Annotated in this window: 18 protein-coding genes; 1 reads left to right on the forward strand and 17 read right to left on the reverse strand. The window is 53.8% G+C overall.

What is annotated here, in order from left to right; translation table 11 throughout:
• Nucleotides 1-110: 110 nt before the first annotated feature.
• The 5 genes from ACFPB1_RS05100 to ACFPB1_RS05120 all read right to left on the reverse strand — a co-directional run bounded on the left by ACFPB1_RS05100 (nt 111) and on the right by ACFPB1_RS05120 (nt 5,997).
• A complete protein-coding gene (locus ACFPB1_RS05100; protein WP_379222590.1) occupies nt 111-1,262 on the reverse strand; it encodes an AraC family transcriptional regulator in 1,152 nt (383 codons plus the stop codon).
• Between the two features lies 1 nt (nt 1,263).
• On the reverse strand, nt 1,264-2,460 hold the full coding sequence (locus tag ACFPB1_RS05105; protein WP_379222593.1) for a cache domain-containing protein: 1,197 nt from the start codon (nt 2,458-2,460) through the stop codon (nt 1,264-1,266).
• Nucleotides 2,461-2,981: 521 nt separating this feature from the next.
• Nucleotides 2,982-3,962, reverse strand: coding sequence for a glycoside hydrolase family 43 protein (locus ACFPB1_RS05110; RefSeq protein WP_379222595.1), 981 nt, complete (start codon nt 3,960-3,962; stop codon nt 2,982-2,984).
• Between the two features lie 68 nt (nt 3,963-4,030).
• A complete protein-coding gene (locus ACFPB1_RS05115; RefSeq protein ID WP_379222597.1) occupies nt 4,031-5,047 on the reverse strand; it encodes a zinc-binding alcohol dehydrogenase family protein in 1,017 nt (338 codons plus the stop codon).
• The gene (locus ACFPB1_RS05120; protein ID WP_379222599.1) at nt 5,044-5,997 is read right to left on the reverse strand and encodes an aldo/keto reductase; all 954 of its coding nucleotides are present in this window, start codon (nt 5,995-5,997) and stop codon (nt 5,044-5,046) included. The genes ACFPB1_RS05115 and ACFPB1_RS05120 overlap by 4 nt, the downstream gene beginning before the upstream one ends.
• 199 nt (nt 5,998-6,196) lie before the next feature.
• Between ACFPB1_RS05120 and ACFPB1_RS05125 the strand changes: the two genes are divergently transcribed.
• Nucleotides 6,197-7,057 carry a helix-turn-helix transcriptional regulator gene (locus ACFPB1_RS05125; RefSeq protein ID WP_379222601.1) on the forward strand — a complete coding sequence of 287 codons (861 nt, stop codon included), beginning with the start codon at nt 6,197-6,199 and terminating at the stop codon, nt 7,055-7,057.
• Nucleotides 7,058-7,136: 79 nt separating this feature from the next.
• Here the strand turns inward: ACFPB1_RS05125 and ACFPB1_RS05130 are convergent, their stop codons facing one another.
• The 12 genes from ACFPB1_RS05130 to ACFPB1_RS05185 form a co-directional block, all read right to left on the reverse strand.
• Entirely contained in the window at nt 7,137-9,431 is a 2,295-nt protein-coding gene (locus tag ACFPB1_RS05130; protein ID WP_379222604.1) for a glycosyl hydrolase family 95 catalytic domain-containing protein, read from the reverse strand.
• A gap of 86 nt (nt 9,432-9,517) precedes the next feature.
• Nucleotides 9,518-11,140, reverse strand: a complete 1,623-nt coding sequence (locus ACFPB1_RS05135) for a response regulator transcription factor (protein WP_379222606.1) — start codon at nt 11,138-11,140, stop codon at nt 9,518-9,520.
• Nucleotides 11,118-12,884: a sensor histidine kinase gene (locus ACFPB1_RS05140; protein WP_379222609.1), complete on the reverse strand. Its 1,767-nt coding sequence runs from the start codon at nt 12,882-12,884 to the stop codon at nt 11,118-11,120. The genes ACFPB1_RS05135 and ACFPB1_RS05140 overlap by 23 nt, the downstream gene beginning before the upstream one ends.
• 91 nt (nt 12,885-12,975) lie before the next feature.
• The gene (locus tag ACFPB1_RS05145; RefSeq protein WP_379222611.1) at nt 12,976-14,673 is read right to left on the reverse strand and encodes an extracellular solute-binding protein; all 1,698 of its coding nucleotides are present in this window, start codon (nt 14,671-14,673) and stop codon (nt 12,976-12,978) included.
• Nucleotides 14,674-15,042: 369 nt separating this feature from the next.
• On the reverse strand, nt 15,043-16,833 hold the full coding sequence (locus tag ACFPB1_RS05150) for a hypothetical protein (protein WP_379222613.1): 1,791 nt from the start codon (nt 16,831-16,833) through the stop codon (nt 15,043-15,045).
• A 46-nt stretch (nt 16,834-16,879) separates the two neighbouring features.
• Nucleotides 16,880-17,845: a carbohydrate ABC transporter permease gene (locus tag ACFPB1_RS05155; RefSeq protein ID WP_379222615.1), complete on the reverse strand. Its 966-nt coding sequence runs from the start codon at nt 17,843-17,845 to the stop codon at nt 16,880-16,882.
• A complete protein-coding gene (locus ACFPB1_RS05160) occupies nt 17,842-18,573 on the reverse strand; it encodes an ABC transporter permease subunit (protein WP_379222617.1) in 732 nt (243 codons plus the stop codon). Before ACFPB1_RS05160 ends, ACFPB1_RS05155 begins: the two co-directional genes overlap by 4 nt.
• Nucleotides 18,574-19,244: 671 nt before the next feature.
• Nucleotides 19,245-20,120 carry a carbohydrate ABC transporter permease gene (locus ACFPB1_RS05165; protein WP_379222620.1) on the reverse strand — a complete coding sequence of 292 codons (876 nt, stop codon included), beginning with the start codon at nt 20,118-20,120 and terminating at the stop codon, nt 19,245-19,247.
• Nucleotides 20,121-20,137: 17 nt separating this feature from the next.
• Nucleotides 20,138-21,058, reverse strand: a complete 921-nt coding sequence (locus ACFPB1_RS05170; protein ID WP_379222622.1) for an ABC transporter permease — start codon at nt 21,056-21,058, stop codon at nt 20,138-20,140.
• A gap of 80 nt (nt 21,059-21,138) precedes the next feature.
• Nucleotides 21,139-22,845, reverse strand: a complete 1,707-nt coding sequence (locus tag ACFPB1_RS05175; RefSeq protein WP_379222624.1) for a hypothetical protein — start codon at nt 22,843-22,845, stop codon at nt 21,139-21,141.
• Between the two features lie 127 nt (nt 22,846-22,972).
• Nucleotides 22,973-24,574 carry a response regulator gene (locus ACFPB1_RS05180; protein WP_379222807.1) on the reverse strand — a complete coding sequence of 534 codons (1,602 nt, stop codon included), beginning with the start codon at nt 24,572-24,574 and terminating at the stop codon, nt 22,973-22,975.
• Complete coding sequence (locus tag ACFPB1_RS05185; RefSeq protein ID WP_379222626.1) at nt 24,574-26,310, reverse strand: sensor histidine kinase; 1,737 nt, start codon at nt 26,308-26,310, stop codon at nt 24,574-24,576. The genes ACFPB1_RS05180 and ACFPB1_RS05185 overlap by 1 nt, the downstream gene beginning before the upstream one ends.
• Nucleotides 26,311-26,343 lie beyond the last annotated feature (33 nt).

Genomic DNA, 26,343 nt, shown 5'->3' on the forward strand with positions numbered 1-26,343 from the left:
AACGTAAATCGGATTATCTGAAACTCCGTACCAAATTCTCGCAATCCGCATCCCACAATCGCAAACGACGTTCCACCGGACGTTTCGCTCATAGAAAAATCCTTGATTGCTCAAGGATTTTCGATCCAATCGATATGATAGCCTTTAACGTACTTGCCGGGGGTGATCCCCTTGATCTCCTTGAAGATCTTGATGAAATATTTGGAGCTGCTGAAGCCGACCCATTGCGCAATGTCCTTGATCTTGACATCCTCTTCCTGCAGCATGGTGCACGCCCGTTCGATTCTCGTATTGTTGAGCAGCTGCACGAACGTGGTACCCGTATGCGCTTTTAGGATCTGATTAATGTACGTCGGACTTAAATTGACCTGCGCGCTTACCGATTCGAGCGTAATGTCCTTCATATAGTGATCCTTGATGCAAGCCATGATCCGCTGGTAATATTTATTCGCCCGCGTCGCTTTATTCGCTTCAATCACATCGACGATCGTTTGGATCAAGCCGGCAAAAAAGATTTCCACCCGTTCCTTGTTATTGAGATTGCTCAGTCTGTCAATGCTGTATTCCTCCCCGTAGATCTCGTCGACGGACAGGCCGAGCTCATTGATCAGCGCCATGAACGTGCTGTTCAGATGGAAGACGAATTGGTACATATTCTGGTAGCGCCGTTCCTTGCTTATGCCGCCCAGCATTTCCAGGAACAACGCGATCGCGTCGTCCTTCTTGCAGGCGCGGATATTATTCTTGAGCAGCTCTTCTTGATCATACGGATAGCTGTACGACGTCTTGTCACCGGACCGGATGTCGCTGGTCAGCATAATGTCCGTTCGGCTGTACAGAATCTTGTACTTCAGCAGCTCCCGCACCTCCCGATAATTCCGGGCCATATTCAGCAGATCCGTCGGCTCGTCGCTTACGATCGCGGTAAACGAGACCTGCAGGCTGTTCAGCAGCAGCTGCTGCAGCTCCCTTATCTTGGCCACCAGCTCGCCTGTCTTCGCGGCCTTGCTCTCCAGCGCCACGACGATCTGATTGCTGTGGTTGACCAGGCTGAAGCTGCCGATCCCATGCCGATTGCCGAAATAATTCGTCGTCGCTTCGAGGACGGAATAGAGCAGCAGACTGTCATTGCGCGCCTTATACCCGTCGCGTTCGTGCTCGGCATCCAGTTCGAGCAGCATCAGCGTCAGGTTCCGCCGCGGAATATCCATCGCGAACAACCGCAGGTCATGGTTTCCTCCCAGCTTGAATAGACGCCCCATATCAGATTACTAAGTATCTTCTCACGGAAGACGGGAACCGTCCGCTCCAGCTTCTCTTCCAGCCGCTCGTGATGATCGAGCAGGTCCAGCACCGCGTCGCGAAGACGCCGAGCTCATTGCCCTTGCCGGGCATCCGGCGCGTCCTTGCGCGGATATGCCGGCGCAGCTCGTCCACCGGCTTCACCGCGCGCATGGTGAACAATAAGGAGACGATGAGGCTGAAGGCCAGCAGCAGGAAGCTCATCAGCAAAATAATCGTGCGGATCATATGTATGCTGCCGGTGATGCCGCCGAACGGATACATGGCGACGTAGGTCCAGCCACGGTTCTCTGCGGTGCTGTACACGACGAGCTGATCGCTGCCCGCGACGTTCGACACGAAGCTCCCGCTCGGTACGGCAAACGCGTGCCGAAAGTTCGAACGTTCGCGGATATCCGTATACAAGTCTTCCTTTAATCCCGAAATGATGACCTCCTTCTTGCTATTGAGCACGAGGAAAGGCGTCTCTCCGCCGTTGGGAATTCGGGCATGCAGCTCACGGTAGACCACGGATTGGTCGATATTGATAATAAGCGCGCCGTTGTAATGGTTTGCCCGGTCGAGCGGCAGATGGGCATATACCGAGAATACGTCCAGTGTCTGCGGGCTATTGTTCCAAAATTTGACGGGGTGCGTATCCGATACGATAAGCGTGCGGCTGTTGTCTTGGTACCACTGCATAAAGTCGAGGTCGGGAAAACTGGCAGCGTCGGTGATCCCGTATTCGGTCGATATCACTTTATCGTTCCTGGCCAGGTACAAGTAGACGGAATGGACGTAACGATTGGAAGCTTTGATTTGGTTGATCTTCTGATTGATATAGTCCCAGTCGGCGTATCGATCGTCCGTATCCGCGCTTGCCATGATTTGATTCAAGCGGCTGTCGTTATACGATTGCTTGGAGATATCGATAATATTGTTGACGATCAGCTCGACCGAAGCGGCAAATTGATCCAGCGCCTGCTGGTTGGACTCTCCGAAATCCTTAATGACCATCCGCTTGGCTTCTTTATAATAGACCGTACCGAGAATCGCGATCGGGATCAGGATTAATACCGTAATAAACAGCTGCACTTTCAACATCAAGATCCGTTCCTGAATCACCCGGGTAATGGCCTTGAAGCCCACCCTGCCTCTGAAGTCAATACTAATCCTCACGTTATGCCTCCACCAATCCTGTAATACTTTTCATATCCGATTTTACCCTCCCACCATCTGCCTCACGTTAAGGAAATGCCAATTAATTGTTAAGCTCTACGACCGCGGCGACGGAGGACAGGGCAATGAACAACAAGTATCCTGGGACAAGGAAAGCCAAAACCCGCATACAATTATATAAAGCACAAAAACACGACATCATAGGCCGTGTTTAGCAAATTGGGCAGGCGATCGTTTTCTCATGTTCAAGCATTTAGAACGTGTGCGGATGGTATCAACTATGTTTCTGCTGCCCCTTCGTCCAAGTATTCCTTACCTGTGTGACGACGAACATAATCGGGATATACCCGTAAAATAAAGTCCGACGTCTGAATAAATCTCGGAATTCCATCGAAATGTGGTACGGTCCTTCAGAACATAATCGACGATCAGAAATCCGGCCAGAAAATAGGCCTTCCGCTCGAGGTTCAGCTCGATTGGAAGGCCTATTCTTTCGAAAACATGTTATTTGTACTTTTGTACTATTGATAGGGATCGATTGTCCGAATCGTCCCGTCCTCGTTATAGTGCAGCTCCGTATACTTGACGCAGCGCTTGTGGTTCACGCCGTCTGACAGCGAACAGTCGTGGTAGAACAGATACCATTTGTCTCCGAACTGCACAATGGAGTGGTGCGTCGTCCAACCGATTACGGGTGTCAGGATCGTCCCCTTGAACGTATACGGTCCCATGGGATATGGGCTAGTCGCGTAAACCAATTTGTGAGTCGTACCGGTCGAGTAGCTCAAGTAATACAAGCCATTGTACTTGTGTACCCAAGGTCCCTCGAAGAATCGACGCTCCTCGTCTCCCGCAAGGATCGGTTGACCCGTCTCGTCCACGATCGAGATCTCCTGCGGCTGGTCCTTGAAGCTTAGCATATCGTCGCTCAGCAGAGCCGCGCGCGGCCCCAGAGCAGGCTCTTCCGGCGCAGGTCCCGTTGCAGCGGGGTCGAACTCGCCGGTCTGCCACTTCTCGAGCTGGCCCCCCCACAATCCGCCGAAATACATATACACCTGATCGTCGTCGTCGACAAGCACGGCGGGATCGATGCTGAAGCTGCCTGCGATATAGCGCTCCTGCGGAACAAAAGGGCCGGCCGGCGATTGCGACGTCGCTGCGCCGATGCGGAAATTCCCTTCCAGGTCCCTTGCCGGGAAAAACAAATAATACATGTGGTTCTTGTAAGCCGCATCGGGCGCCCACAGCTGTTTCGAAGCCCATGGGATGTCCTTCAGGTGCAGCGCTTCGCCGTGTTCGACGACGGGCGAATCGAAGCCGTCCATCGACAGCACGTGGTAATCTTCCATGGCATATTGATCGCCGTTGTCGTTGCTGGGTCCATCGTGATCCAGATCATGCGACGGATAAATGTAGATCTTGCCTTCAAACACATGAGCGGACGGGTCCGCCGTATACATATGGGTCACGAGCGGTTGATTCGGTTCTGGCGCTTTTCGCATAATCGCAATCTCCTTCTCTTGTTTTCCTATGATCGCTAACCATTTGGCTCTAGGTCGACCTGTATGCGTTAGAGTTCCAGCATCGCTTTGATGACCTTTGTTTCGGGCTTCAGCCAGCTTTCAAAATGCTCGATCATGTCCGCGAACCGCACGCGATGGGTCACGTAACGGCTCGTATCGATTGCCCCTGCGGCAATAGCCTCCATCACGGTATCAAAATCTTGGCGAGTTGCGTTTCGGCTTCCCATAAGCGTTAATTCCCGTTTATGGAATTCCGGATCATGAAATGCGATATCCGACTTGACAAGCCCGACGAACACGAGTCTTCCTCCATGCGCAACGTATTGAAAGGCGCCGCTCATGGAGTTCGCGTTCCCCGTAGCATCGAAAACGACCGTGGGCAGCTCGCCTTGATTGGCTGCCATAATCCCCTCGCCCGGAAGATGCGAGGCATTCACGACCGCATCCGCCTTTGCCCATGCTTTTGCAAACGCAAGACGTTCCTCATTCACGTCCATCGCGATGATCTTGGCGCCCGCATGTTTGGCAATGGCCATCACGCCTAGCCCAATCGGACCGCCGCCGATCACGAGAACCGATTCGCCCGGCTGGACGTTGGATCTCCGGACGGCATGCGCCCCGATGGCCAACGGCTCTAATACGGCCGATTGGTCGAGCGTCAGGCCGTTCGTCCGCACTAAACCGGCCACCGGGACCGATAGGCGCTCCCTCATTCCGCCATCGATGTGTACGCCTAGCACTTTCATGTCCGTACAACAGTTGGTTTTGCCGTGACGGCAAGCAATGCAGTCTCCGCAATGCATGTAAGGAATGATGCTTACCTGGTCGCCTGCGATAAGCCCTTGTTCATTGTCTCCGATCTCTGTGATAACGCCCGCAAGTTCATGTCCCAGAATGCGAGGGTAAGAGAAAAAGGGTTGGTTTCCTTTGTATGCATGCAAGTCCGTCCCGCATATCCCCACGCGTTTAATCTGGATGATCGCATGCCCTGATTCCCGTACAGGCTCCGGCAAGTCATTCGACATCTCGAACCGGTTCACTTCCGCGCAAACGATGCCCTTCATGAACGGTTCACTCCAATACCTTCATTATATTCAGGCCGGCCGCTGATCCACGTTTCGTTATGGATGGGTTTTAAAATATCCAACACGTTCAGGAGCAGTCCATGATCGATCGGTTCGTCCGTCCACCTTGCGTTGCTCCGAATATTCGCCGGATTCGCGGTACTAACCAGCGTGGTAGGAATGCGTTCATTCCCGGTCGAGAATTGGACGGCCAGCTTCGCAATGTCCGTGCCTTGTGCCGCGCAATATTCCGCAGCCTTCATACAGGTTTCTTTGATGAATCGGCTCGCCGGATGCCAATCGGGGGTTCCGCGCGTTCCCAGCAGGCCCATGGACAGCGGGGATGCATTTACGAGACCGATTCCGTTCTCTTCGAGCAAAGGCAGCAGCCCGAGCAAGGAGGTATCGTTCATGGAATAATGGCAATAGGAGATAATCGCATCCACGTTGACTTGGGGCAACAGCTTCTCGAACAGTTGAAGGGGTAGCCCGCATATGCCGGCGAATCGAATCTTGCCTTGTTCCTTCAGCTTCAATAGCGTAGGAACGGCCTCCTCGATAATGACGGCTGCCGGCGCGAATTCGATATCGTGCAAAAACAACACATCCAAATAATCCGTATGCAATCGGTTCAAGCTCTCGTCTACGCTGCTCACGATCCGTTCACGGGAAAAATCAAATGCCTCCGCGCCGTATCGGCCGGCTTTCGAGGACAAGAGGAATTTATCTCGGGGAATCTCCGCAATCGCTTTCCCCAGCACGGTCTCCGCCTTCGTCAAACCATAATAGGGAGATACATCGATAAGATTAATACCTGCGTCAATGGCTTCATGCACGGTGCGAATGGCTTCGGACTCATTGGTGTCCCGGAATACGGAGCCAAGCGATGAAGCTCCGAAACCCAGAACCGATACGTCCAGTCCCGTATTGCCGAGTTTTCGATATCTCATGCTACTGAATCCCTCCGTCGCTGCTATGGCTATTAGGCATCCAATCGCCGATTCTCTGCGTGGCAGCGGATGCGCTTCGAAACTAACGTTCCTACTCTAATTTAGCAGCAAAATCATCTATTAAAAGAGCGAAACATTGCAACTCTGTACGCTTTTTTGCTATCTTTTGATTGGAACCCGCCAAAGGAGTGAGCTTGCTTTGAGGCCTGTTAGGAAAACCTTCGAGTCATTGCCGGACTTCCCGTTCTCCCTTGCTTTCAGAGACACAAAAACGCCGCAGAACGAGCTGCCGGACCATCTCCACGACTGGTATGAGCTGGTCTATGTGCATAGCGGCAAAGGATCGTTCTTTATTGACCGGACGATTTACGACATGCGCGTAGGCGATCTGTTCATTATTCCGGGCAACACGATCCACCGTGCGCTGCCGGACAAGGAAGATCCGGTTACATCCACAGCCCTCTTTATGAGCCCTCTCCTGGTCGAACAACCTTCATTCGGAGAAGCGTTTACCTATTTGCAATGCTTCGATCAGAGCCGAAAGCAGCACCTGTTCCAAATGTCATGTTCCGCCGCGCTTCAAATGCGCATCGAAAGCCTGCTTAACCAAATTGAGGCTGAGCTGAGGTCGCAGCAGCTCGGCTATCGCCATGCCGTCCTTCTGAACACCCAGCGTTTACTTCTCGAAATCAATCGCGATCGCAATAACGGAAAGCAGCACAAGAGTCGCGCTGCCTTTAAAGGGCCAAACTGGATGAAGGACATTTTGCTCTATATCGACAATCACTTCACGGAAGACATCGGACTTGGCAGCCTTAGTTTCATGGCTTCCGTCAGTCCTGCTCATTTCAGTCGCGTATTTAAGCAATTAACGGGGATGAACGTCACCAAATTTATAAACGCGAAACGGATCGTCCACGCAAAGGAACTGCTTCTGGAAACCGAAGAAAACGTAGGTACCATTTCCGCGGCTTGCGGATTCGAGAGCTTGCCTCACTTCCATCAGGTTTTCAAACGAATTGCCGGTGTAACCCCCCATCAATTCCGAACACAAGCCTAAATGAAACCGCTTCCGAAGAGGTTTGCGGGGAGAAACGCTCCCGGCTGCCGAGAGCCGGGCATCACGAATATCGTTCGTTTCAATCCGGAAGCACCGTGTAGACGGCGCCGGCATTCGCATGAAAACGGAGAAGTCCATCCGGCCTATCGCATTCGATCGGCTTCTCTTCCAAGGTAACCGAGCAGCGAATCGAACTGCGGACGCAGCATGGTCCCGGGACGGCAGCGGCAATCCGGGCCTTCGTCAGACGGCCGTCCTTCCATTCCATGTCGACCGTATAGCCGCCTCTAGCGCGCAGCCCCCGAACGGAGCCCGTTGCCCAAGCCGCCGGAAGCGCCGGAAGCAAATGCAGCGCGTCCGCATGACTCTGAAGCAGCATCTCGGCGATCCCGGAGGCACCTCCGAAATTGCCGTCGATCTGGAAGGGCGGATGATTGTCCAGAAAGTTCGGCAGCGTCGAGTGGGTCAGAAGCGCGGCAAGGTTGGCTTCCGCTTCCTCCCCCTCCTCCAGACGCGCCCAGAAATTGACGATCCACGCTCGGCTCCAGCCGGTATGGCCGCCTCCGTTCGCAAGACGCCGCTCCAAAGCGCGCCGGGCCGCCGCCGCTAGCTCGGGCGTGCCGCTTCGCGTGATCTGGCTGCCGGGATGAAGGGCGAACAAATGCGAAATATGGCGATGTCCCGGCTCCGCCTCTTCATAATCCTCGTACCACTCCTGAAGCTGGCCGTGCCGGCCAATCTTCGGCTTAGGCAGTTTCTCCAGCACCCGCTGCAGCTCGCTCCCCAGTCTTTCGCCATCCGGAAGTTCCAGCGTCCGTTCCGCATCAAGAACCGCCGCGAAAAGCTCCCGCATAATTTGGGTATCCATCGACGGCCCCGCGCACAGCACCCCCGATTCGCCGCTCGGCAGGATATACGTATTCTCCGGCGATACCGACGGGCAGGTCACGAGCTCGCCGCCCGGCGTCTCCGTTACGTAATCGATCAGGAACAGCGCCGCTTCGCGCAAGGTAGGGTATACCCGCCCAAGAAATGCCGCATCCATCGAAAACCGGTAATGCTCCCACAGATGCAAGGAAAGCCAGGCGGCCCCCATCGGCCAATAGGTTGCGGGCAGATAAGTATCCTGCGGGGCCGTATCCGCCCACAGATCGGTGTTATGGTGAGCGGTAAAGCCCCTGCAGCCGTACATCACGGCCGCCGTATGCCGACCCGGTTCGCGCATCCGCTCGAGCAGCTCGAACAGCGGCTCATGACATTCGGGGAGACCGCAAGTTTCCGCCGGCCAGTAGTTCATCTGCGCATTAATGTTGATCGTATATTTGCTGTCCCAAGGCGGCAGGAAATGCTCGTTCCAAATGCCCTGCAGATTGGCCGGCAGCGATCCGGGACGGCTGGACGCCATCAGCAGATAGCGGCCGAACTGGAAATACAGCGCGAACAAGCCCGGGTCGGCTTCGCCTGCGCGAAGCCGTTCCATGCGCCGTGCCAGGCTCAACCGCTCTAGCTGTGCGTCCGCCGGACCGAGCGACAGGGATACGCGGCCAAACAACGCGCGATGGTCGTCGATATGACGCTTGTACAGCTCCGTATAGCCGATTCGAAGGGCTGCCGCTGTTATCTCCTGCGCTTCCGCCAGCGGGTCCGGGACACGGAACGTCGTGGCGGCCGCCAGGACAATCGTCACGCTGTCAGCCTCTTCTACAAGGAGATGATCGCCGATGGCCTTCACCGTTCCGCCCTCCGCCGCCACCTTCAGCACCGCCGCGTACTCGCTTCCGCCTTCGCCTCCGCAATTGCCGGCCATCCAAATCGCGCCGTCCCCCGTTCGGCCGGTCCGATCGGCATAACGCCAACGCCCTCGTTCCAGACGCGCGGTGAAGCCGATTGCGCCCGGCCGATCAGCGGTCACTCTCATGACGATCGCTTGGTCGGGATGACTTGCGAACAGCTCCCGCTTATACGAAGTCCCTCCCTGTCTGAACATGACCGAAGCGATGCCGCTGTCCATATCCAGCACCCGCGAATAGTGATCCGGCGTACCGTTCGGCAGCGTGAAATCAAGCAGCAGGTGACCGAGCGGCAGATAATGCCTCTGGGATTCCGGCAGACCGGACAACGACAGCAAAGCAAGGCGCTCGGCCTCCTTCAGCCTCCCTTCGAATAGCAGCCGGCGAATTTCCGGCAGATTCGCCAAGGCGTCCGGGTTATTGCGATCCCTTGCTCCGCCATGCCAGATGGAGTCCTCGTTCAACTGCAGCCGCTCGTGCCCGGGCTGACCGTACATCATCGCGCCTAATCTGCCATTACCGACCGGCAGCGCTTCGTCCCAACCCGTCGCCGGGTCCTCGAATAACAATGCGTGGGTATTCATCTTCTCACTCCTTGATCGTCAGTTGCAGGCTCTGCTTCGCTCATCTTCATCTTGGCGGCAGGCATTCAGCGCGGATCCCCTATGCGTTATGAATGATTGAAGGTGGCTTCCCGATACTCCTGGGGCGTTACGCCCGTCGCTTTTTTGAAAAAGCGTGTGAACGACTGGGAATTCTCGTAACCGACCTGAACCCCGATCTCGAGCACCTTCAATTTTTCGTTCTTCAGCAGTTCCTTGGCCCGATCGATGCGGGCGGATTCAATATATTCGGACAAGTTGACGCCGCACTCCTGCTTGAACAGACGAGATACGTACGACGGATTAAAATGAATGTAACCGGCGAGGCGGACTAGCGACAGATCCTCGTCCAGATGCTCCTCTATATAAGCGCGGACCCTCTGGATCGCTTCGGCGGCCCGGTCGCTTTCGCCCGAGCTTCTTAGCTCGAAAAGCGTCATCGCGACCGTTCGGAGGAAGCCGAACGCTTCCTTCCATGACGCGAATTCGTCGTGGCGCATGAGAGCGGATACGCCGGGCACCTGATTCTCCAGCTCCCATCTGTTGATGTACGACAATAAGACAAGCGAGATCGTATAATAAAGTTCCAGCAGATACGGCGCGCCGTTATCCCGCTCCGACTCCGTCAGCTCGTCGAACAGCAGGAGGAATTCGACGCGTCTGCCGGCATCCAGATGCACGGACAACGCGTCCGATTTATCCCGCGGCGAACGCTCCTTCATGAAGCTTGAAGCTTGCAGGTCTACCGTCCGCACCATTTGGGCGCCGTCGCCGGTTCTCGTCTGCCGCTGCCGCCTGATTTTGTCGTAGGCCGAAGACAGCTTGATCCATCCGGACGGCCGATCCCCCAGCGTAACAGCGACGGAGAGGTCGAGGTTTGTCAAGCACGCTTGTTGAATCAATTCGAATTGGCCGACCAAATAGGGGAGGATGGACGCCCCCTCCTCCGCTTCGTTCCCGTCGGCTCGATCGGCCGGCGGCTGAATGAACCAGACCGGATCTCCGAAGCGGTCGATCGTGCCGAGGACCCGAACCTGGCCGTTCAGCAGGCTCTCGGCCAACAGCATCACCGCCATGGCCGATTCTTGCCGATTGGCATAGGACGGCACGCCGGCCGAGGCATGAGACAGATCTCCCTGCGCCACGTAGACCGGATTGTCGGCATCGAGCGAGATGCTCAGCTGTCGGAAGTCCGCGGTCAGACTCGGTGCCGGATTCGCGCCGTGCAGCAGATGGCGGAAGTATTCGCCGCGCGCAAGCGCTTCCAAAGTTTTCATGTTTTCCTGCGCCCGCTGAATGAGATCGTTCGCGCGCAGGCTGTCGTCCAGCTCGGCCACGGCTTGGACGACCGCCTGAATGACCTTCGGGTACCCTTCGCTCTTGAGCAGATATTGCACGCCGGGCGTCTGGATCGCCCGATATACGGAATCGAAATCGCTGTAGCCGGTGAGGAAGATCACCCGGCAATGCGGCCAATTCCGCTTGATGATGGACATGAGCCGCATCCCGTCGATTCCCGGCATCCGGATATCGGACAACACGATGTCCACTCGGGTTTGATGCAGCCAACTCAATGCCTCTCTGCCGGAGTAGGCCTTGCACAGATCCAGATCGAGCTCGCATCCGGCCAGCGTCTCGTACAGGCCGTCGGTGATCATCTCTTCGTCGTCAACGATCAGCAGACGATACATCGGCTTGTCCCTCCCATGGAAAGTGTAGCGTGACTTGAAGTCCTCCCAGCTCGCTTCGGGCGACCCGGATGCCGCCTCTTTCGCCGTACGTGATCGTCAATCGCCGATGGATATTGACCATCCCCGTCGTCTCCGCGTATTCGTCCCGGTTCGTCAACGCCTTCGATAATCCGATGAGCTTCTCGTCGGACAAATCATCGCCGTTATCTTCGACGATGATTCGGAATTCATCGGCTTCGTATCCGAAACGAACGACGATCACCCCATTCTCCTCCTTGCGTTCCAGGCTATGCTCGAACGCGTTCTCGATTATCGGCTGCACGATCAGCCGCGGCACTTTCGCTTGCGCGGCTTCCATCGGAAGGTCCTCGAACCGTGCCCGGATACGCCTGGAAAAACGAAGGAGTTGAATGTCGGTATACGTGCGCGCATGATGAATCTCCTGCTCGAGCGAAATCTCGTCGGATGCGCTTCGCGTCACGAAACGGAAGTATTCGCCGAGCTGGATCGTGAATTGCTCGACCCGCTCCGTATCTCCCGTTCGGGCCATCGTATTTAAGATAAATAAGCTGTTGAACAAGAAATGAGGATTGATCTGCGATTGAAGCTGCTTCAACTCGGAACGCTGCACCATGAGCTTCTGCCGATAAGCCTGATCGATCAACGATCGAAGGTTTGCGACCATCTGATTGAATCGGCTGTACAAATATCCGAATTCATCCTTCGATTCGTGCGTGATGACCTGCTCCAGATCGCCGTTCTCGACGCGGCGGAAGCTCTTCACGAGACGCAGCAGCGGCTTGTGAATGAATTTGTACGTCGACATGGCATAGATGGCGACGATGACGAGCGCCGCCGCGGCAAAAAGCCAGGCCCACGCATAGAACTTGTCCAACGGCTTTCGGATAACCTCGGACGGAATAAACCGATAGATCGCCATGTCCAGCTTGTCCGAGCCGGCGTAGATGGTGTAATACGAATGTCCCCCGAACGCCCTGGCTTCGCCGTGGTCGCCGGGATTTTTCCTTTGCGCCACGTAGAAGGAAGCTTCCTTGATGAAAGACGCGACGGAACCGCTCGCTAACCGGATATCGCCGTTCGCCGACAGCAGCAGGGACCCGCTTCCGGGATAGGTGTTGAATTGGCTCAACGCGTCCGTTAGCGTCTGCTGGTCCAATTCGATTTCAACGATGAATAACGGCCGCCCCTCTGGGCTGCCGCTCGGCTTCGCCGCGCTTAGGTACAGCCCATTCTTCCAATCGACGATGCGGGTACTCCGGTTGCCGTAAACGGAGAGAACGGAGTCGTAAAGCGTCTTATCGAGCGGACTTACGCCGTCGACCGACGAGATGACGCGCCCGATCGGTTTGATGTAAACGCTTACTTCTTTGATGTACTTGCTGCTGTTCTGGACAAGATAGAGTCGGTTCCGCAGGGAATTAATCTTGTCGGTTTTCTCTATGACCCCCATCCGATCCCAGAGAAGCGTCAGCTTGTTCAGGTCTTCGTCTTCAAGCAGCCCGAATTGCAGCAGCTTGATCCGCTCGATCTCGTTCTCGAGATCGGTTAGATAGAAGGTCGTCTGGGAAGCCGCCGTCTTGGCGATATCCTCTCGTGCCGTGTGAATGGACCATTGGTACAGATAAACGCCTAGAATGATCAGGGGCATCAAAATGAGCAGAAACGTAAAAATCAACCGAAGAAACAGGGTGTTGCGAATCGAAAACATCGGTGTTTTGAACATGGCGCTCCTTCAACCCCTAATCATGTCAAGTCGATTCCATCCTATCCCTTCGCATTGCTTAATACAATGCCTATATCATAATCGAAGAAGGCTACTTCTTCATGGATTCGTAATAGTCGTTGACTTCCTTCGTCATCTGCGAGCCGCCAAGCTTGTTCCAATCCTGCACGAACTTATCGAATTCCGCTATCGGCGCGCCCAGGATGATCCTGACGAAGACTTCGTTTTGCATGGTCTCCAGCGTCGTCCGCCGCTCCACCATCGTCGGGGTCGGAGCGCCTTCGAATTTATCCAAGAGAAACTGATGGTTTTTGTCATACTGATCGACGATGCCCTCCGCTCCTTCGGGACCGTAGATACGCTCCCAGCCCCATAGCGCGAATCCTTCCTTGGAACCGGACGCGTAGGCATCCAGCTTCTGCTGGATCACCTTCGCTTCGCCTGTAAGCTTCGACCTGTCTCCCGTCCTGCGCACCTCCTCCAACGTTCGGAACAGTTCCAGATTTTTCTTCGTCGGCGCGGGCTGGACCAGCGACAGCTGCCATACGCTCTCCGCATCCGGCGGCGCATAGTAATAGTCGTTCTCCTGGGTTTTGCCCCAGTTCTTCTCGACGTGCATGTTGAATAGCTTGATGATGGCTTCGGGATGCGCGGCGCCTTTGCGGACGGCGAAAAACTTCGTCGTGCTGAACTTGAGCGGAACCTTCGCCGGTTCGCCGGATTCCGAGACGATCGGGAACGCGCGCCACTGCGCCTTCGGATCATGGTCTTTATTCAATTGAAGAGGCCAGATGGAATTCCATTGCTGGCCGTATTGCATCCCGATTTTGCCGTTCGCGATGGCCTCCGATACCTTAGAGCCCTCCTTGACCCCGAACTCGTCGTCCAACTCATCGTTTTTGTACATGTTTTGCAGGGCTTGAAGCGCCTTCTTCATCTCCGGTTGAACGCTGCCGAACACCAGCTTGCCCTCCGGGTTCTCCAGCCAGATATTCGGGTAGGCGCCGTAGCCGGCCATGAAACCTTCAAGTCCCATCGATCCTCCGAACAGTTCCTTCGTAACGGCGAGTCCGAACGTGTCTTTCAGGTGATTCCCGTCCGGATCGCGCTCGGCGAAAGCCTTTGAAATCGCCAGGACGTCGTCCATCGTTTTCGGCGGCTGCAGGCCCAATTTATCCAGCCAATCCGTTCGAATCCAGACGAACTGAGCTTGCTCGATCGATGAACCTGTCTGCGGAATCGCCATCAGCTTGCCGTCGAACGTCGCGGAGTCGAACGGTCCCGAACCCTCCTCGGAGAGGATCTCCTTAAGCTCGGGAGATGCATACGCGTTGTATAAGTCCGTCATATCTTCGATCTGGCCCGAGTCGGCGAGCTGCTTGAGCTGAGTGGCATTGACCGGAATGACGTCCGGAAGGTCGCCGGAAGCCAGCATGACGTTCACCTTCTGCACATACGGTTCCGACGTGTCGTTGCCTTTGACGACCCAGTTATCTTTAATCTTGATGCCGAGCTGGTCGAAGTAGAGCCGCGTCCAGCGGTTGTCCTCGAAATTCTCGTCCTTCAGCACGCCCAGGACGTTGTTCTCGACGATGTCGCTCAGATTGCGTACGGTCGTGATCTCGATCGGCGGGTCGTATTTGCCGAATGGCCCTGTCGCCGCTTCCGTGCCCGCGGCCTTATTGCCGGCATTACCATCGTGAATATCGTTGCCATCGCAGGCCGTCAGCACCGCCATGAGCAGTATGGCCGACAAAGCCATCTTCGAACGAGTCCTGCCTTTGATCATAGCCATCCCCTCTTCAGCGGCTTGTCTCTGCTATGGTTGCGCTCTCATTATAGGCTTCGATAGTTGCGTTATTCCAACGAAAACGATGCCAAGCTTGCTCCCCTGTACCCGAATAGGTAAAGTACAGCGCTTGAACGCCGTACGGAATGATCTCATCCGCCGAATATGCTTTCCATAGTTCAATGCATCCCTGCCGGCTGAAATTCGTTCCGTTTGTATGTCGATGATAGAAAATGTACCACTTCCCGTTCGTTTCCACAATGCTGCCATGGTGATTGCCTCTCTCGCAGCCGCCAACGCAAGATTGCATTAAAAAGAGGGATATATTATGAATACATAATATCCCCCATGGATTCGTTTCGTCGAAACTTACTTATTGGCTAGCGCATCGGCACGCATCTTCACGATCTTCTGAGCCTTAACCGTATCCGCTGCCAGGACATCCTTCCAGCCTAGGCCGTCCACGTCCTTCTGCATCTTCGACCAAAGCTGGTCGAATTCCGCTGGATTCTTCGCGAATACCATCTTCCAGGAAGTGTTCTTCACATAGTCCGAGATCTGGCTGCGCTCGTTCTTAATATCCGACGAATCGGATCCAAGACTCGTGTTGATATTGGGCACGATATCGATCATCTTGTTCTTCAAATAATAATCCGTCGGATTCTCGGCATTGTACGTGTTCTGCCAGTCCGTTGTCAGCGCCGTCTTGTTGGCTTCGATCGTTGATTTCCAATACGTGCTGTTATAGAATTCGCCCGTATCCGGATCGACGACGAAGTCGCTCATGATCATGCTGTTTAGTTTACTCTGTCCGTCCTGATATCCGCCGCCGCCGTACTCGTCCGGGACAGGCGTGTTTTTCTGGAAGGCGCTCTGTCCGACTTCGGTCAGCTTAAGCTTGCCATCCTCCGTCTTCTCGTAGTTAAAGCCTTCAAAGCCGTTCGTGTAGTAACGCAGCCCTTCCGGGGAGCAGAGCCAATCCATGAATTCCATGATGCGATCGGGATTTTTCGCCTTCGCGCCGATGGCGAACACCATTCCGTTGCCGTAATAGGCGTCGCTGTTTTGAATCAGGTGCGTGTCGGCAATCGGAACCCCTACGATGCCGTCCCCGTTTTTGCCTCTCTCGATGGAATTGTAGAAGCCTCGCTGCCACGAATACCATGTGAGAAGAACCTGATTGTTGGTCAGCTTCTCGGATACTTTGTTCCAATCCTGGGTCGGCGAGTCGGGGTCGATCAGCCCCATCTGATTGGCATTAAAATAAAATTGCAAAATCTTTTTGTACATACTGCTATCGTCGATCAGCGGAACGATATCGCCCTTCGCGTTCAGTTGGATCGTCGTCGTGCCGTCCGGCTGCTCGTAGCCGTACCAGTTGCTGAGCCAGCGGACGTTCTCCATGCTGCCGCCGTCCCAGTCCTTCCATAGGGTAATCGGTACGATCGGCTTGCCGTCCGGGTTCTTCGGATATTTCTCATGCATTTGCTTCAGGACGTTCAGCAAATCGTCCAGATTGTTAAGCTTGGGCGCTCCGACTCCCTTGTAATAATTCCAGGGCAAGATCGGGCTGGAGTAAGGCATTTCTTCCGAGAAGGTCGTCGGCGACGTGTCGGCTTCAAACGTCGGCAGACCATAGATTTTGCCTTGCGGGTTCACTTTGTCGAAGGCGGCGTTGAACGGTTTGAAATGGTTGTCTACGTACTGGGACAGATACTTCGTATTCTTGATTTTATCCGTCATATCCAGGACGAGACCCGCCGGAATCAATTCTTCCAACTGGCTGTTATCGACGATCAGCAGATCCCCCAGATCTCCCGCCGCCGTCCGGGTCTTGTACAACTGATCGCCAGCGACCTGCGGAGCGAGAATGTTTAACGTAATATTGAACTTGTCCTTGAGCAGCTTGCCGTACCATCCCGTCTGTTCGCCTTGATAATTGGCAGCGTTGTCGAACACGGTAATGGTGAGCGGCTTGCTGTGATCGATCGCGCCGGCGGTCTGGGATGCGCCTGCATTCGTGCCGGTTCCGGACGGTTCGCCGGTTGCCGACGTAGGATCGTTTCCGTTGCTGCACCCAGTCAATGCGGCCGACACCAGGAACAGACCGGTCACCGAGGCGACCATCGATTTATGGACGACTTTCTTATTTCTGCTCATATGCAACCCCCATAGGATCAATTTATTATAATGGCGCGTGCGCAATTCAGCCTTTCACCGCGCCGATCATAATCCCTTTCACGAAAAATCTTTGGAAAATCGGATATATCAGTAAGATCGGCGCAACGACGATGATCGTCACCGTCATTCGGATGGACGTCGTCGTTTGCTTGGTCGCCAGGCTTGCCATGGTCGTCGAGCCGGCGTTCTGCAGATTGACCATGGTCGATAATGAGCTGGCCTGGTTAATATAATTGTATAGAATGAATTGCAGGCTATAGAGCTTGCTATCCGTCACAAGCAGCAGCGTATCCTGGAAGGAATTCCATTGATCCACGGCCGCGAATATCGCGACCGTCGCCAATATGGGCTTGCTGATAGGCAGCATGATCTTGAAGAATAGGGTCATGATCCCGGCCCCGTCTATGCTGGCCGCCTGCTGCAATTCCTTTGGCAGCGATTCCACGAACGTCTTGACCAAGATGATAAAGAAAGGCGCAACGATCGTCGGTAATATATAAGCCAGAAAGTTATTGGTCAGGTGCAGTGACCGCATCGTCAAGTACCATGGAATAATCCCGGCATTGAAGAACATCGTGACCACCGTGAAGCGATACCAGAACTTCCGCCCCCACATATCCTCCTGGGTAAACATGAATCCTAGGAAGGCCGATGCGCCGACCGTCAACGTCGTTCCGATCACCGTTCTTCCCAAAGAGACGAGCGCCGCGCTGCCCAGCCCCGGTATTTTAAACACGTCCACATAGTTCTGGAAGTGGATATGCTTCGGGAAAAACACGACTTCGCCTTTGGCGCTAATATCGTTGGCGCTTATGGTGTTAATGATAATCGAGTAAAAGGGGTATACGCAGATAAGCGCGAACAGGGAAAACAGCGAATAGATCGCGACCGATATGAATTTGTCCGTCGCGCTGACTTGAAAGCGAGTCTTTTTATCCAATCGGCTTTGATGCGCCGCATTCTGTTCCAGCTCAGCCGTATCGCCGCTCATACGATACTCTCCCCTCTTAATAGTTTGGACAGCTTGTTCACCGAGAAGAGCAGCACGACGCTGATCAAGCTCTTCAGCATGCTGATCGCGACGGATACGGAGTAACTGCCGCCTCCCATAGCCAAGTTATATACGTACAAATCCAGAACTTGAATGTGGTCCTTGTTGAACGCGTTCTGAAAGACGAAGTATTGCTCGAGGCCGTTATTCAGGAAGCTTGCGATTTGCAGCATCAGCAGCACGAAATACGTCGGCAGCATGCTTGGGAGCACGACGTGCCGGATGACCTGCATCCTTGTCGCGCCGTCTACTTCGGCCGCCTCGTAAAGCGAATCATCGATTCCCATAATCGCCGCGATGTACAGGATAGCGGACCACCCCAAGGTCTTCCAGGTCGTCCACATCCACATCGTCAACCACACATGGCTGGAGCTCTGGAGGAACAAGATCGGGGAATCGGTTATGCCGAGCTGATGAAGCATGCCGTTGACGATCCCTTCGCTGGATAACATGGAGAAGGCTAGCGAATAGACCAATACCCAGCTGATAAAGTTCGGAAGGGTCGTGACCGTCTGGATGAACTTCCGGAAACGGACGGCCTTGATCTCGGTCAGAAAGATCGCAAAGACCATAGGAAGCCAGGAGAAGAGCAGGCTGAGGCCGCTCAAGCCGAACGTGTTCTTAATGACCTGCAGCAGCTGATCGACCTTGACCTGGTTTTCGACCAACGACCGGAACCACTTCAACCCGACAAAAGGCGATTCCGACAGCGGAATGGGCGGCGTGTAGTCAAAAAAGGCATACACCCATCCATAGAGCGGATAATAAGCGAACACGCCAAGCAGAATCATGAACGGAAGAATGTACATAAATTTGCGTATTGAAATGCTTCTCGTACGATACGTTCTTGTTTGCACCCTGCCACTCCTCATTCGGATAATATGAAGCGCATACATTCCATCAAGCGGCCTTGCATGAATTGCCGGCCTCGGCCGCTGTTTAACCGATTGCGAACGTGCGGCCGGGAGCTTGCCCGCCTCGGAAATGGTTACGCTTTCATTATAGGCAGGCCCAAAATCGACGCACAACGCGCATCTTTTTACTTGCTTCACCATCCTTGACGTATTGCTTCGCTGCGCCATGATAAAGAAACTGAACGTTCATTACGCCCGAGGTGACGGTCTATGCATGCAAAAAGGGAAGAAGCCCGCTTTCTCGCTTCTTCCCTTTTACTAATAAATGATTTTGCGCTAAAGCATGGATATATCTTCCCCAGCGGATTGTTTAAGGCTGCATATGGGATTGCTGCTTCACGTCGCACACCTGGCACAGCTGGCTGGTCCCTCGGCAGCTTTTAGTTCAAGAAGCAGATTCTTCATTTTTCCGCTTAAAACCGTACTTATTGCTTGACTGAGCCGAGCGTCATGCCTTTGACGAAGTATTTCTGGAGAAACGGGTAAGCGAGCAAAATCGGAAGCGCGCCAATGAAAATCTGTGTTGCCTTCAATCCTGTCTGGGACATATTTTTGATAATCGCCGGCGTCATGTCAACCCGGGTATAGTCATTTTTGCTAATGAGTGCCTGAATCAGAGTTGCCAGCGGCTGCTTATTGGGCTCCATATAAATCATGCCATCGAACCAGGAATTCCAGTGACCGACAATCGTGAAGAGGGACAAGGTAGCGATCGAAGGCATCGAAATCGGAAAATAAATCGAAAACAAGATACGCAGGTGGCTGCAGCCGTCAATTTGAGCGGCTTCATTCAGCTCCTTCGGGATGTTTCGGAAGAAATTAAGCATCAGCACAACGTTGAATACCGCTACCGCCCCCGGCAAAACCATAGCCCAGATCGTATTTTTCAGTCCTGTCGAGACAATTACGATGTAGGAGGGGATGAGACCGCCGTGAAACAGAATCGTGATCACAAAGTACCAAGCGTACACCGTTCTGCCGCGAAAGTAGGAATTCTCCTTGGACAACGGATACGCGGCGGTGATGCAAAGCAGCATACTGACCGCCGTTCCCAACACCGTGCGCAAGATCGTCACGCCGAACGCTCCGGCAAAATTGCGGCTGTGCAAGGTTTGGATATAGTTATCGATATTGAACCCGATGGGCCAAAATTTGACCAGATTCCCGGTAGCCGCCGCGCCGGAGCTGAATGAAACGGCAATCACATGAACGATAGGCAAAAAACAAAGCACGCTTACGCAAAGCAAGAACAATATATTGCACGCGTTAAACATCCGATAGGCGGTTGTTTTATAGTACATGCCATCGCCCTCCTTTCTTAGAAAATGCGATAATTGGCATATTTTGTCGCCATTTTGTAGGTTATCGCAATCAAGGCGAACGAAACAACCGATTTGAACAAACCGACGGCAGTCGCAAAGCTGAAGGAGCCGCCAAGCAGGCCTGTGTCGAACACGTAGGTGTCGATAATTTCGCCTTTGGCGACTACGAGCGGATTGAGCAGATTGTAGACCTGGTCAAATCCCCCGTTCAGAATGTTTCCGAGCGAAAGCGTTGCAACGATGATGCCGATCGGAATGATCGCGGGAATCGTCACGGACCAGGTTTGCTGCCATCGGTTCGCGCCGTCGATCTCCGCCGATTCGTATAATTCCGGGTTAACCGCGGTCAAGGCCGCCAAATAAATGATCGTACCCCACCCAAAATCCTTCCAAATATCGCTGATGACGAGGATAAAGCGAAACCAGTCGCCGTCTCCCAGAAAAAAAACGGTGGGCAGCCCAAGCGCCTTCAAGCCTTGATTGACGATGCCGGAACGCGACAACATATCCGTCATGATGCCGGCGAGAATGACCCAGGACAGAAAATGGGGCAAATAAATCAGCGTTTGAACCGTCCGTTTCACGAACGCGAGACGAACTTCATTTAACAACAAGGCAAATACAAGCGGAACGATCCATCCGCACACCATTTTGGCCACGGAAATAATCAAGGTGTTGACAATGATCTGCACCACCCGGTCGTCTACGAACATGAGGTGAAATTGCGCAAGCCCGACCCATTCGGAATGGAAGATTCCTTTGTAGAACTTGTAATTCTGGAACGCAATCACGACGCCAACCATCGGAAGATAAGAGTAAATCAACAGGAGCAGCACAGAGGGCAGCATCATGACATGAAGCAGCCATGTCTTACGCAAGTTCATACTATTTGCCAATCGTGCCGCAGTCTGTTTCATCATTGTAATCATCCTCGTTTACTCATACTTGTAAAAAATCGGCGGCAGGGAAAGGACCGGTTCCTGCCGCTCGAGCGTCATTATTGGGTCGACTTGTACCAATCGTTGACTTCCTTGGTCAGCTGGTCGCCACCCTTTGCTTTCCAATCCTTCACAAACTTGTCGAACGCATCAGGGGATTCCTTGCCGTACACAATGCCCAAGAAGGTTTCACTTTCCAGCGTGTACAATAAATCGCCTTTCTCCGCTTTGGTTTTGGTCGGCGGGCCCACGGCCAAATTCCGATGGTCGGCTTCCATTTGGCTAAGCGTTACCGCCTTACCCTGTAACGATAAGTCGCCATTCTTGGTCATTTCGGCAAGCTTTCGTTCGTACACCGTGTCTTGCTTGCCATCCAGAACGCGTTGATAAATATTGTCCCCTTGCACCATGCCTGGAGGCTGATTTCCCGGGCTGAGCAAGCGGTAATTGATCGGCGAACTTCCCGGTGCATCCTTCCAATCCGGCTGGCCGTCCTTCATAATATAGTCGTAGCCTTCCGCATAGCCATTGGCGAACGGACTGTCCGGATCTTCAAGCAAGACGCCCAACATGGCATCCCAATATTGGAAAATCGCGTCAAAATGATCGAAGCCTTTGCGGAAGACATAGCCGCTGTAAGACAATGGCGAACCAATTCGCCCGACCGTTCCATCTATGCCGGAGGGCAGCGGATAAGGTTTGACGACGGCGCCGTCGACATTTTTCATCGTGTCGGAGAGCGGCCACCCTCCCATCCAACCAGGCCCAAAGATGATGCCGGCATTGCCCGCCGTAAATTGGGAGGAAGCTTTATCCGGCTCATAGGTTCCGAAATCGGGATCCAGATATCCTTTCTTGTAGTACTCATCCAGCTTGGTCAAGGCTTGCTTGACCGTCGGCTGCAAGCTGCCGTACTGCAAGCCGCCGTTGCCGTCCTTGTCCCAGATCGTGATTTGATTTTGACCGAAGATAAATTGAGCGTCGCCCATATAACCGGAAAAATTGCTTTTTCCGGCGATCGACCAAGGCGTCTTGTCCGGAAACTTCTCTTTGAACGCGGCGAGCACCTGCTCGAATTCGTCGAGATTGGTCGGTGCTTTCATGCCGACCGCATCCAGCCAATCCTGACGAATCCACATGACCGGATCGCCGACGAAGCCGTCCGATATTTGCGGCAGCGCCCAGCGTTTACCGTCCTTCGTGACACCCAGCCAGACAGAGGCGTTTTTCTCGAATGCTTCCTTCGTGCGCGGTGTAGCATATTTGTCAAATGCGTCGCCGACCGGCTCGATTTCACCGGAGTCGATCAAGTCGTTGAGCAGGGCGGCATCGCCCACATTTAAAACATCCGGAAGCTCCTCGCCGCTTGCCATGGCCAACCTGATTTTTTGTTTCATGGCGTCGCCCTGATCCGTCATCTGCCATTTGTATTTCACGATTACGCCCAGGTTATCCTTAGCCCAACGGGACAACGGGTTGTTCTCCAGCGTGTCTCCGTTCAGCAGCTTGTCGCTGTCTCGAAGCGCGATCGCCGTCGTGATCTCGATCGGCGGATCGTATATCCGGAACGCGCCGTCGTCCGCCGTTTCCGTGTTCTGCGAATTTGTACCCGATGCTTTGGGAGCGTCTTTTCCCGCCCCATTCCCTTCTGCGGAATTTGAGTTCCCGGCATTTCCATTCCCCCCGCAGCCGGCAATCAGAAGCACAACCAGCAAACACGAGATTAATACTTTAACCAATCCTCGCCCATGCTTCAAACGGTTCATCTCCTTCGTCGAGCCTCGTCAATTTTTACTTTGATTCTTCTTTATTATGAAACAGCGGGGTTAGGATGGATATGACGGGATGATTGTAATATGAAGCTCCGTTAGGCATTTTCGCGCCCGGTTCGGGTTACTTCAATTGCAGCCGGTACTTTTTCGGAGTGGCGCCGTAGTATTTCTTGAACGCCTGGATAAAATGCTGGGTGCTGTGGTAACCAACGCTTTCGGCGATTTCGTAAATTCGGTTCGACGGGTTGCTCAACAGGGAGAGCGCCAGCTCCATGCGTGTGCGCAAAATAAAGTCGCTGAGATTGATACCGGTCTTCTCTTTATAAATCTTGGACAAATAAGCGGGATGGAGGTACACCATCTCGGCCAGCGCGTTCAAAGCGATATCCTTATCCAAATGCTTGCGCACATAGCTCTCCACCTGCCGAACGACCGCAGGATGCGTATCGTTTCTTTCGCTTCTGCTTCCCAGCTCCTGCTCCAACAAATTCAACAACGCCTCCGCCCACTCGCGGAGCCGGTCGACCGAACGCATCGGTCTGGATGGGTCGGCGGCTTGCGGACCGGCCAGCTCCTCCAGCACTCGTCCGTTATCGTGCGCCAAGGTAACGAAGCAGCTCAGAAGATGGATGTGCGCTTCATTCAGGAATAGACGATTATACGGCTCCTCCTTGTCCGCTTCCGCAAGCAGCGTCTTTACTTTGACGCGCAGTCCGCGCCAATCGTTTTCCTTCGCCAGCTGCATCAGCGTCGGCTGTATTAGAAGCACGCGCAGCGCGCCGGCTCTGCGTTCGGCTCCCGGCCCTGTCCCCCCTGAATACGACGCCCCCGGCGAATTGCCCGTCCGCATTTGCAGCCAAGCGATACCGCCGCGATAAGCTTGAATCAACTCGCCCGGAAAATCGAGCTCTTCCGAGGCATAGACATCCAGACCGCATTTCAAATAGTCGGAGACGTTCTTTCTCAGCTGCCTGAACAGCCGTCCGCTATGAACCGTCTCGTCCGAGCCTTCGCGGGGCTTGACGAGCATCACCAGCAGGCTCCTTTTGCTTTTGGCCGGCCATACCACGCAGTCCGCATTGAGCGTTTCCTCCGCGATATTGAGAATGGAATAGTCCATAAGCGCACGGTCCGGCGCGGAATAGCGTTCAAAGGCGGGGTCGGGATCAAGCATGAGCAAGCGGCAGCGATCGCCCGCGTCAAACGGCAATTCGTACATGTCAAGCTTCTCCGCAAGCGCTCGCCTGGACAACACGTCCCCCGTCAGCAGTTCAAGCAGCAGCTCGCTTCGAAGCAGCGGCAGGTTTCGCCGCAGCGCTTGCCGCGCGATCGTTTCCTCGGCGCTTTTTTCCTTCATCCGGTTCACAATTTGTCCTATCGTTTCCAACAGCTTGTTATCCTTGACCGGTTTAATCAAATAATCGGTGGCTTGCAATTCAATCGCGCGCTTCGCATATTCAAACTGAGCGTAACCGGTAAGCAGCACGCAATGCAGCAGCGGATTCATCGTCCTTGCCTGCTCAATAAGCTCAAGCCCCGTTATCCCGGGCATCCGGATATCCGTCACCAGAATATGGACGTCAGCGCGCTCTAGAACCTGAAGCGCTTCCGTTCCCGAATAAGCGCGATAGACAGCTCCGATTCCGATTTCCGGCCATGGGAGCGTTTCCGCCATACTGTCCACGAGCAATTTGTGATCGTCAACCAACAATAACGCAAGCATTACGATCCCCCCCGCCTTATAGAGCCGGCACCTTGCCAGGACAAGGTTACGCTCGTTCCGCCTCCTTCGCGGCTTTCCACTCGAAATTCCGTATCGCTGCCGAAAAAATAAGCCAGCCTGGATCTGACATTCCATAATCCCACCGTGCCGTCCTGAGGCCGGTCTCCGGTCAATTGCCGATTGAGTCGCCGGCAAGCTTCCATCGTCATGCCCACCCCGTCATCCTCCACCAAAATCGAAATACGCCCAGCCGCTTCTTTAACCGCGATACGGATCGCCCCGCGCCCCATTTTCGGTTCCAAGCCATGGATAATCGCATTTTCCGCAAGCGGCTGCACGAGCAAGCGCGGAATACTCACAGAAACAAGACCCGGTTCGACTGAAATTTCATAATCAAACTTCTCCAGCTGTCGGTTCATAATGTTTAAATAATTTTCGACGAATTCCAGCTCTTCCCCGATTGTCGCGATCAACTGCTCATTGCGCGTAGCGTACTTATAATAATCGGCCAAATTGTGGGACATGGCGATGATGGCGTCGTTATGCTTCAGCTTGGCCATGCCGATCAGACTTGCAAAGCAATTGTAAAGAAAATGTGGATTAATTTGCGATTGCAGCTGCTTCATGACCGCTTCTTTAGAGCGGATTTCCTCCAAATAGACCCGTTCGACCAAATGCTGAATTTCGCCCGCCATCTCGTTAAAACCGTCATAAACTTGTTGAAACTCGTTGCGAACCCGGGAATTGATTCGGATCGAAAACTTGCCGCCCTTCAGTTTGTGCAAGCTCTGAATCAGCAATTGGAGCGGCATCTGGATTTGGGTGAACAGCATCCCGGATGCGACAATTCCCAGCAGCAGCAAGAAGGACAGTGTCATATAAAACATAATCCGGCTTCGGTTGATCGGACCCAGGATCTCTTCCAGCGGCACGTAATCGACCAAGGTCCACCCCAATTGCTCCGATACACGGGAGTAAACGGCATATTTTTTTCCCGCCAATGTCAGAATGCTGCGGCCGTTCGTCTCGTTCCCGGAACCAAGCATCGGAATCAGCTGTCGGATCGTCGCCTCGTCGGCGGAGCTATTGAATATGACGTCCTCTCCCGGTTTGAAAATGAAGGGATCGTTAATGCCGGTGCTTTTGAAGGCGTCCAGCATGGCGACAATATTGTCCGCAGACAGACTGACACCGACAACAACAGGAGACTCCAGAATACGCTCCCCGCCAAAATTCGGGCTGGCATACAAGCGAGTAAACACATTTCGCGGAACCGCGCCCATCACCTTCGATTGATCGAAGTACCATTTCTTCCCTGCGTGTTGAAGCAGATAATCTTCATCGAACGGGTCGACCGTATCGTTCGACAACACGGTACGCGCCGACGGGAAGTAGAGCAAGATTTGGTTGTTCCACGGGTGTCCGTAACCGTTCAACAGCCGAAGCTTGGCCAGGAGTGAATTATACAACTGGTCACGATCGTATCCGTATTCTCCCGCATAGCGGGAAGAAAAAAAGGTGACATCCCGATCTGATGTCAAATTGAAAGCGAACTTGGAAGTGTTCGAGATCGAATCGTCGAGTTGATTTCGAAAGTAATCCATCCGTGTAACGTTGAACAAATCGATCTGTTTGTCGATGATATGAGTGGTTGCCCTGTTGTTATACGTGTAGAGAGCAAAGATTGGCAGCATTAATGCAACGATGAGCAAGATGAATCGGGTAATAAATCTCATGGCAGTCCTCCACGGATAATATCATGCCTATTA

The organism is Paenibacillus sp. GCM10023250 (genome assembly GCF_042653205.1).
In the GTDB taxonomy this organism is placed as follows: Bacteria; Bacillota; Bacilli; order Paenibacillales; family Paenibacillaceae; genus Paenibacillus_Z.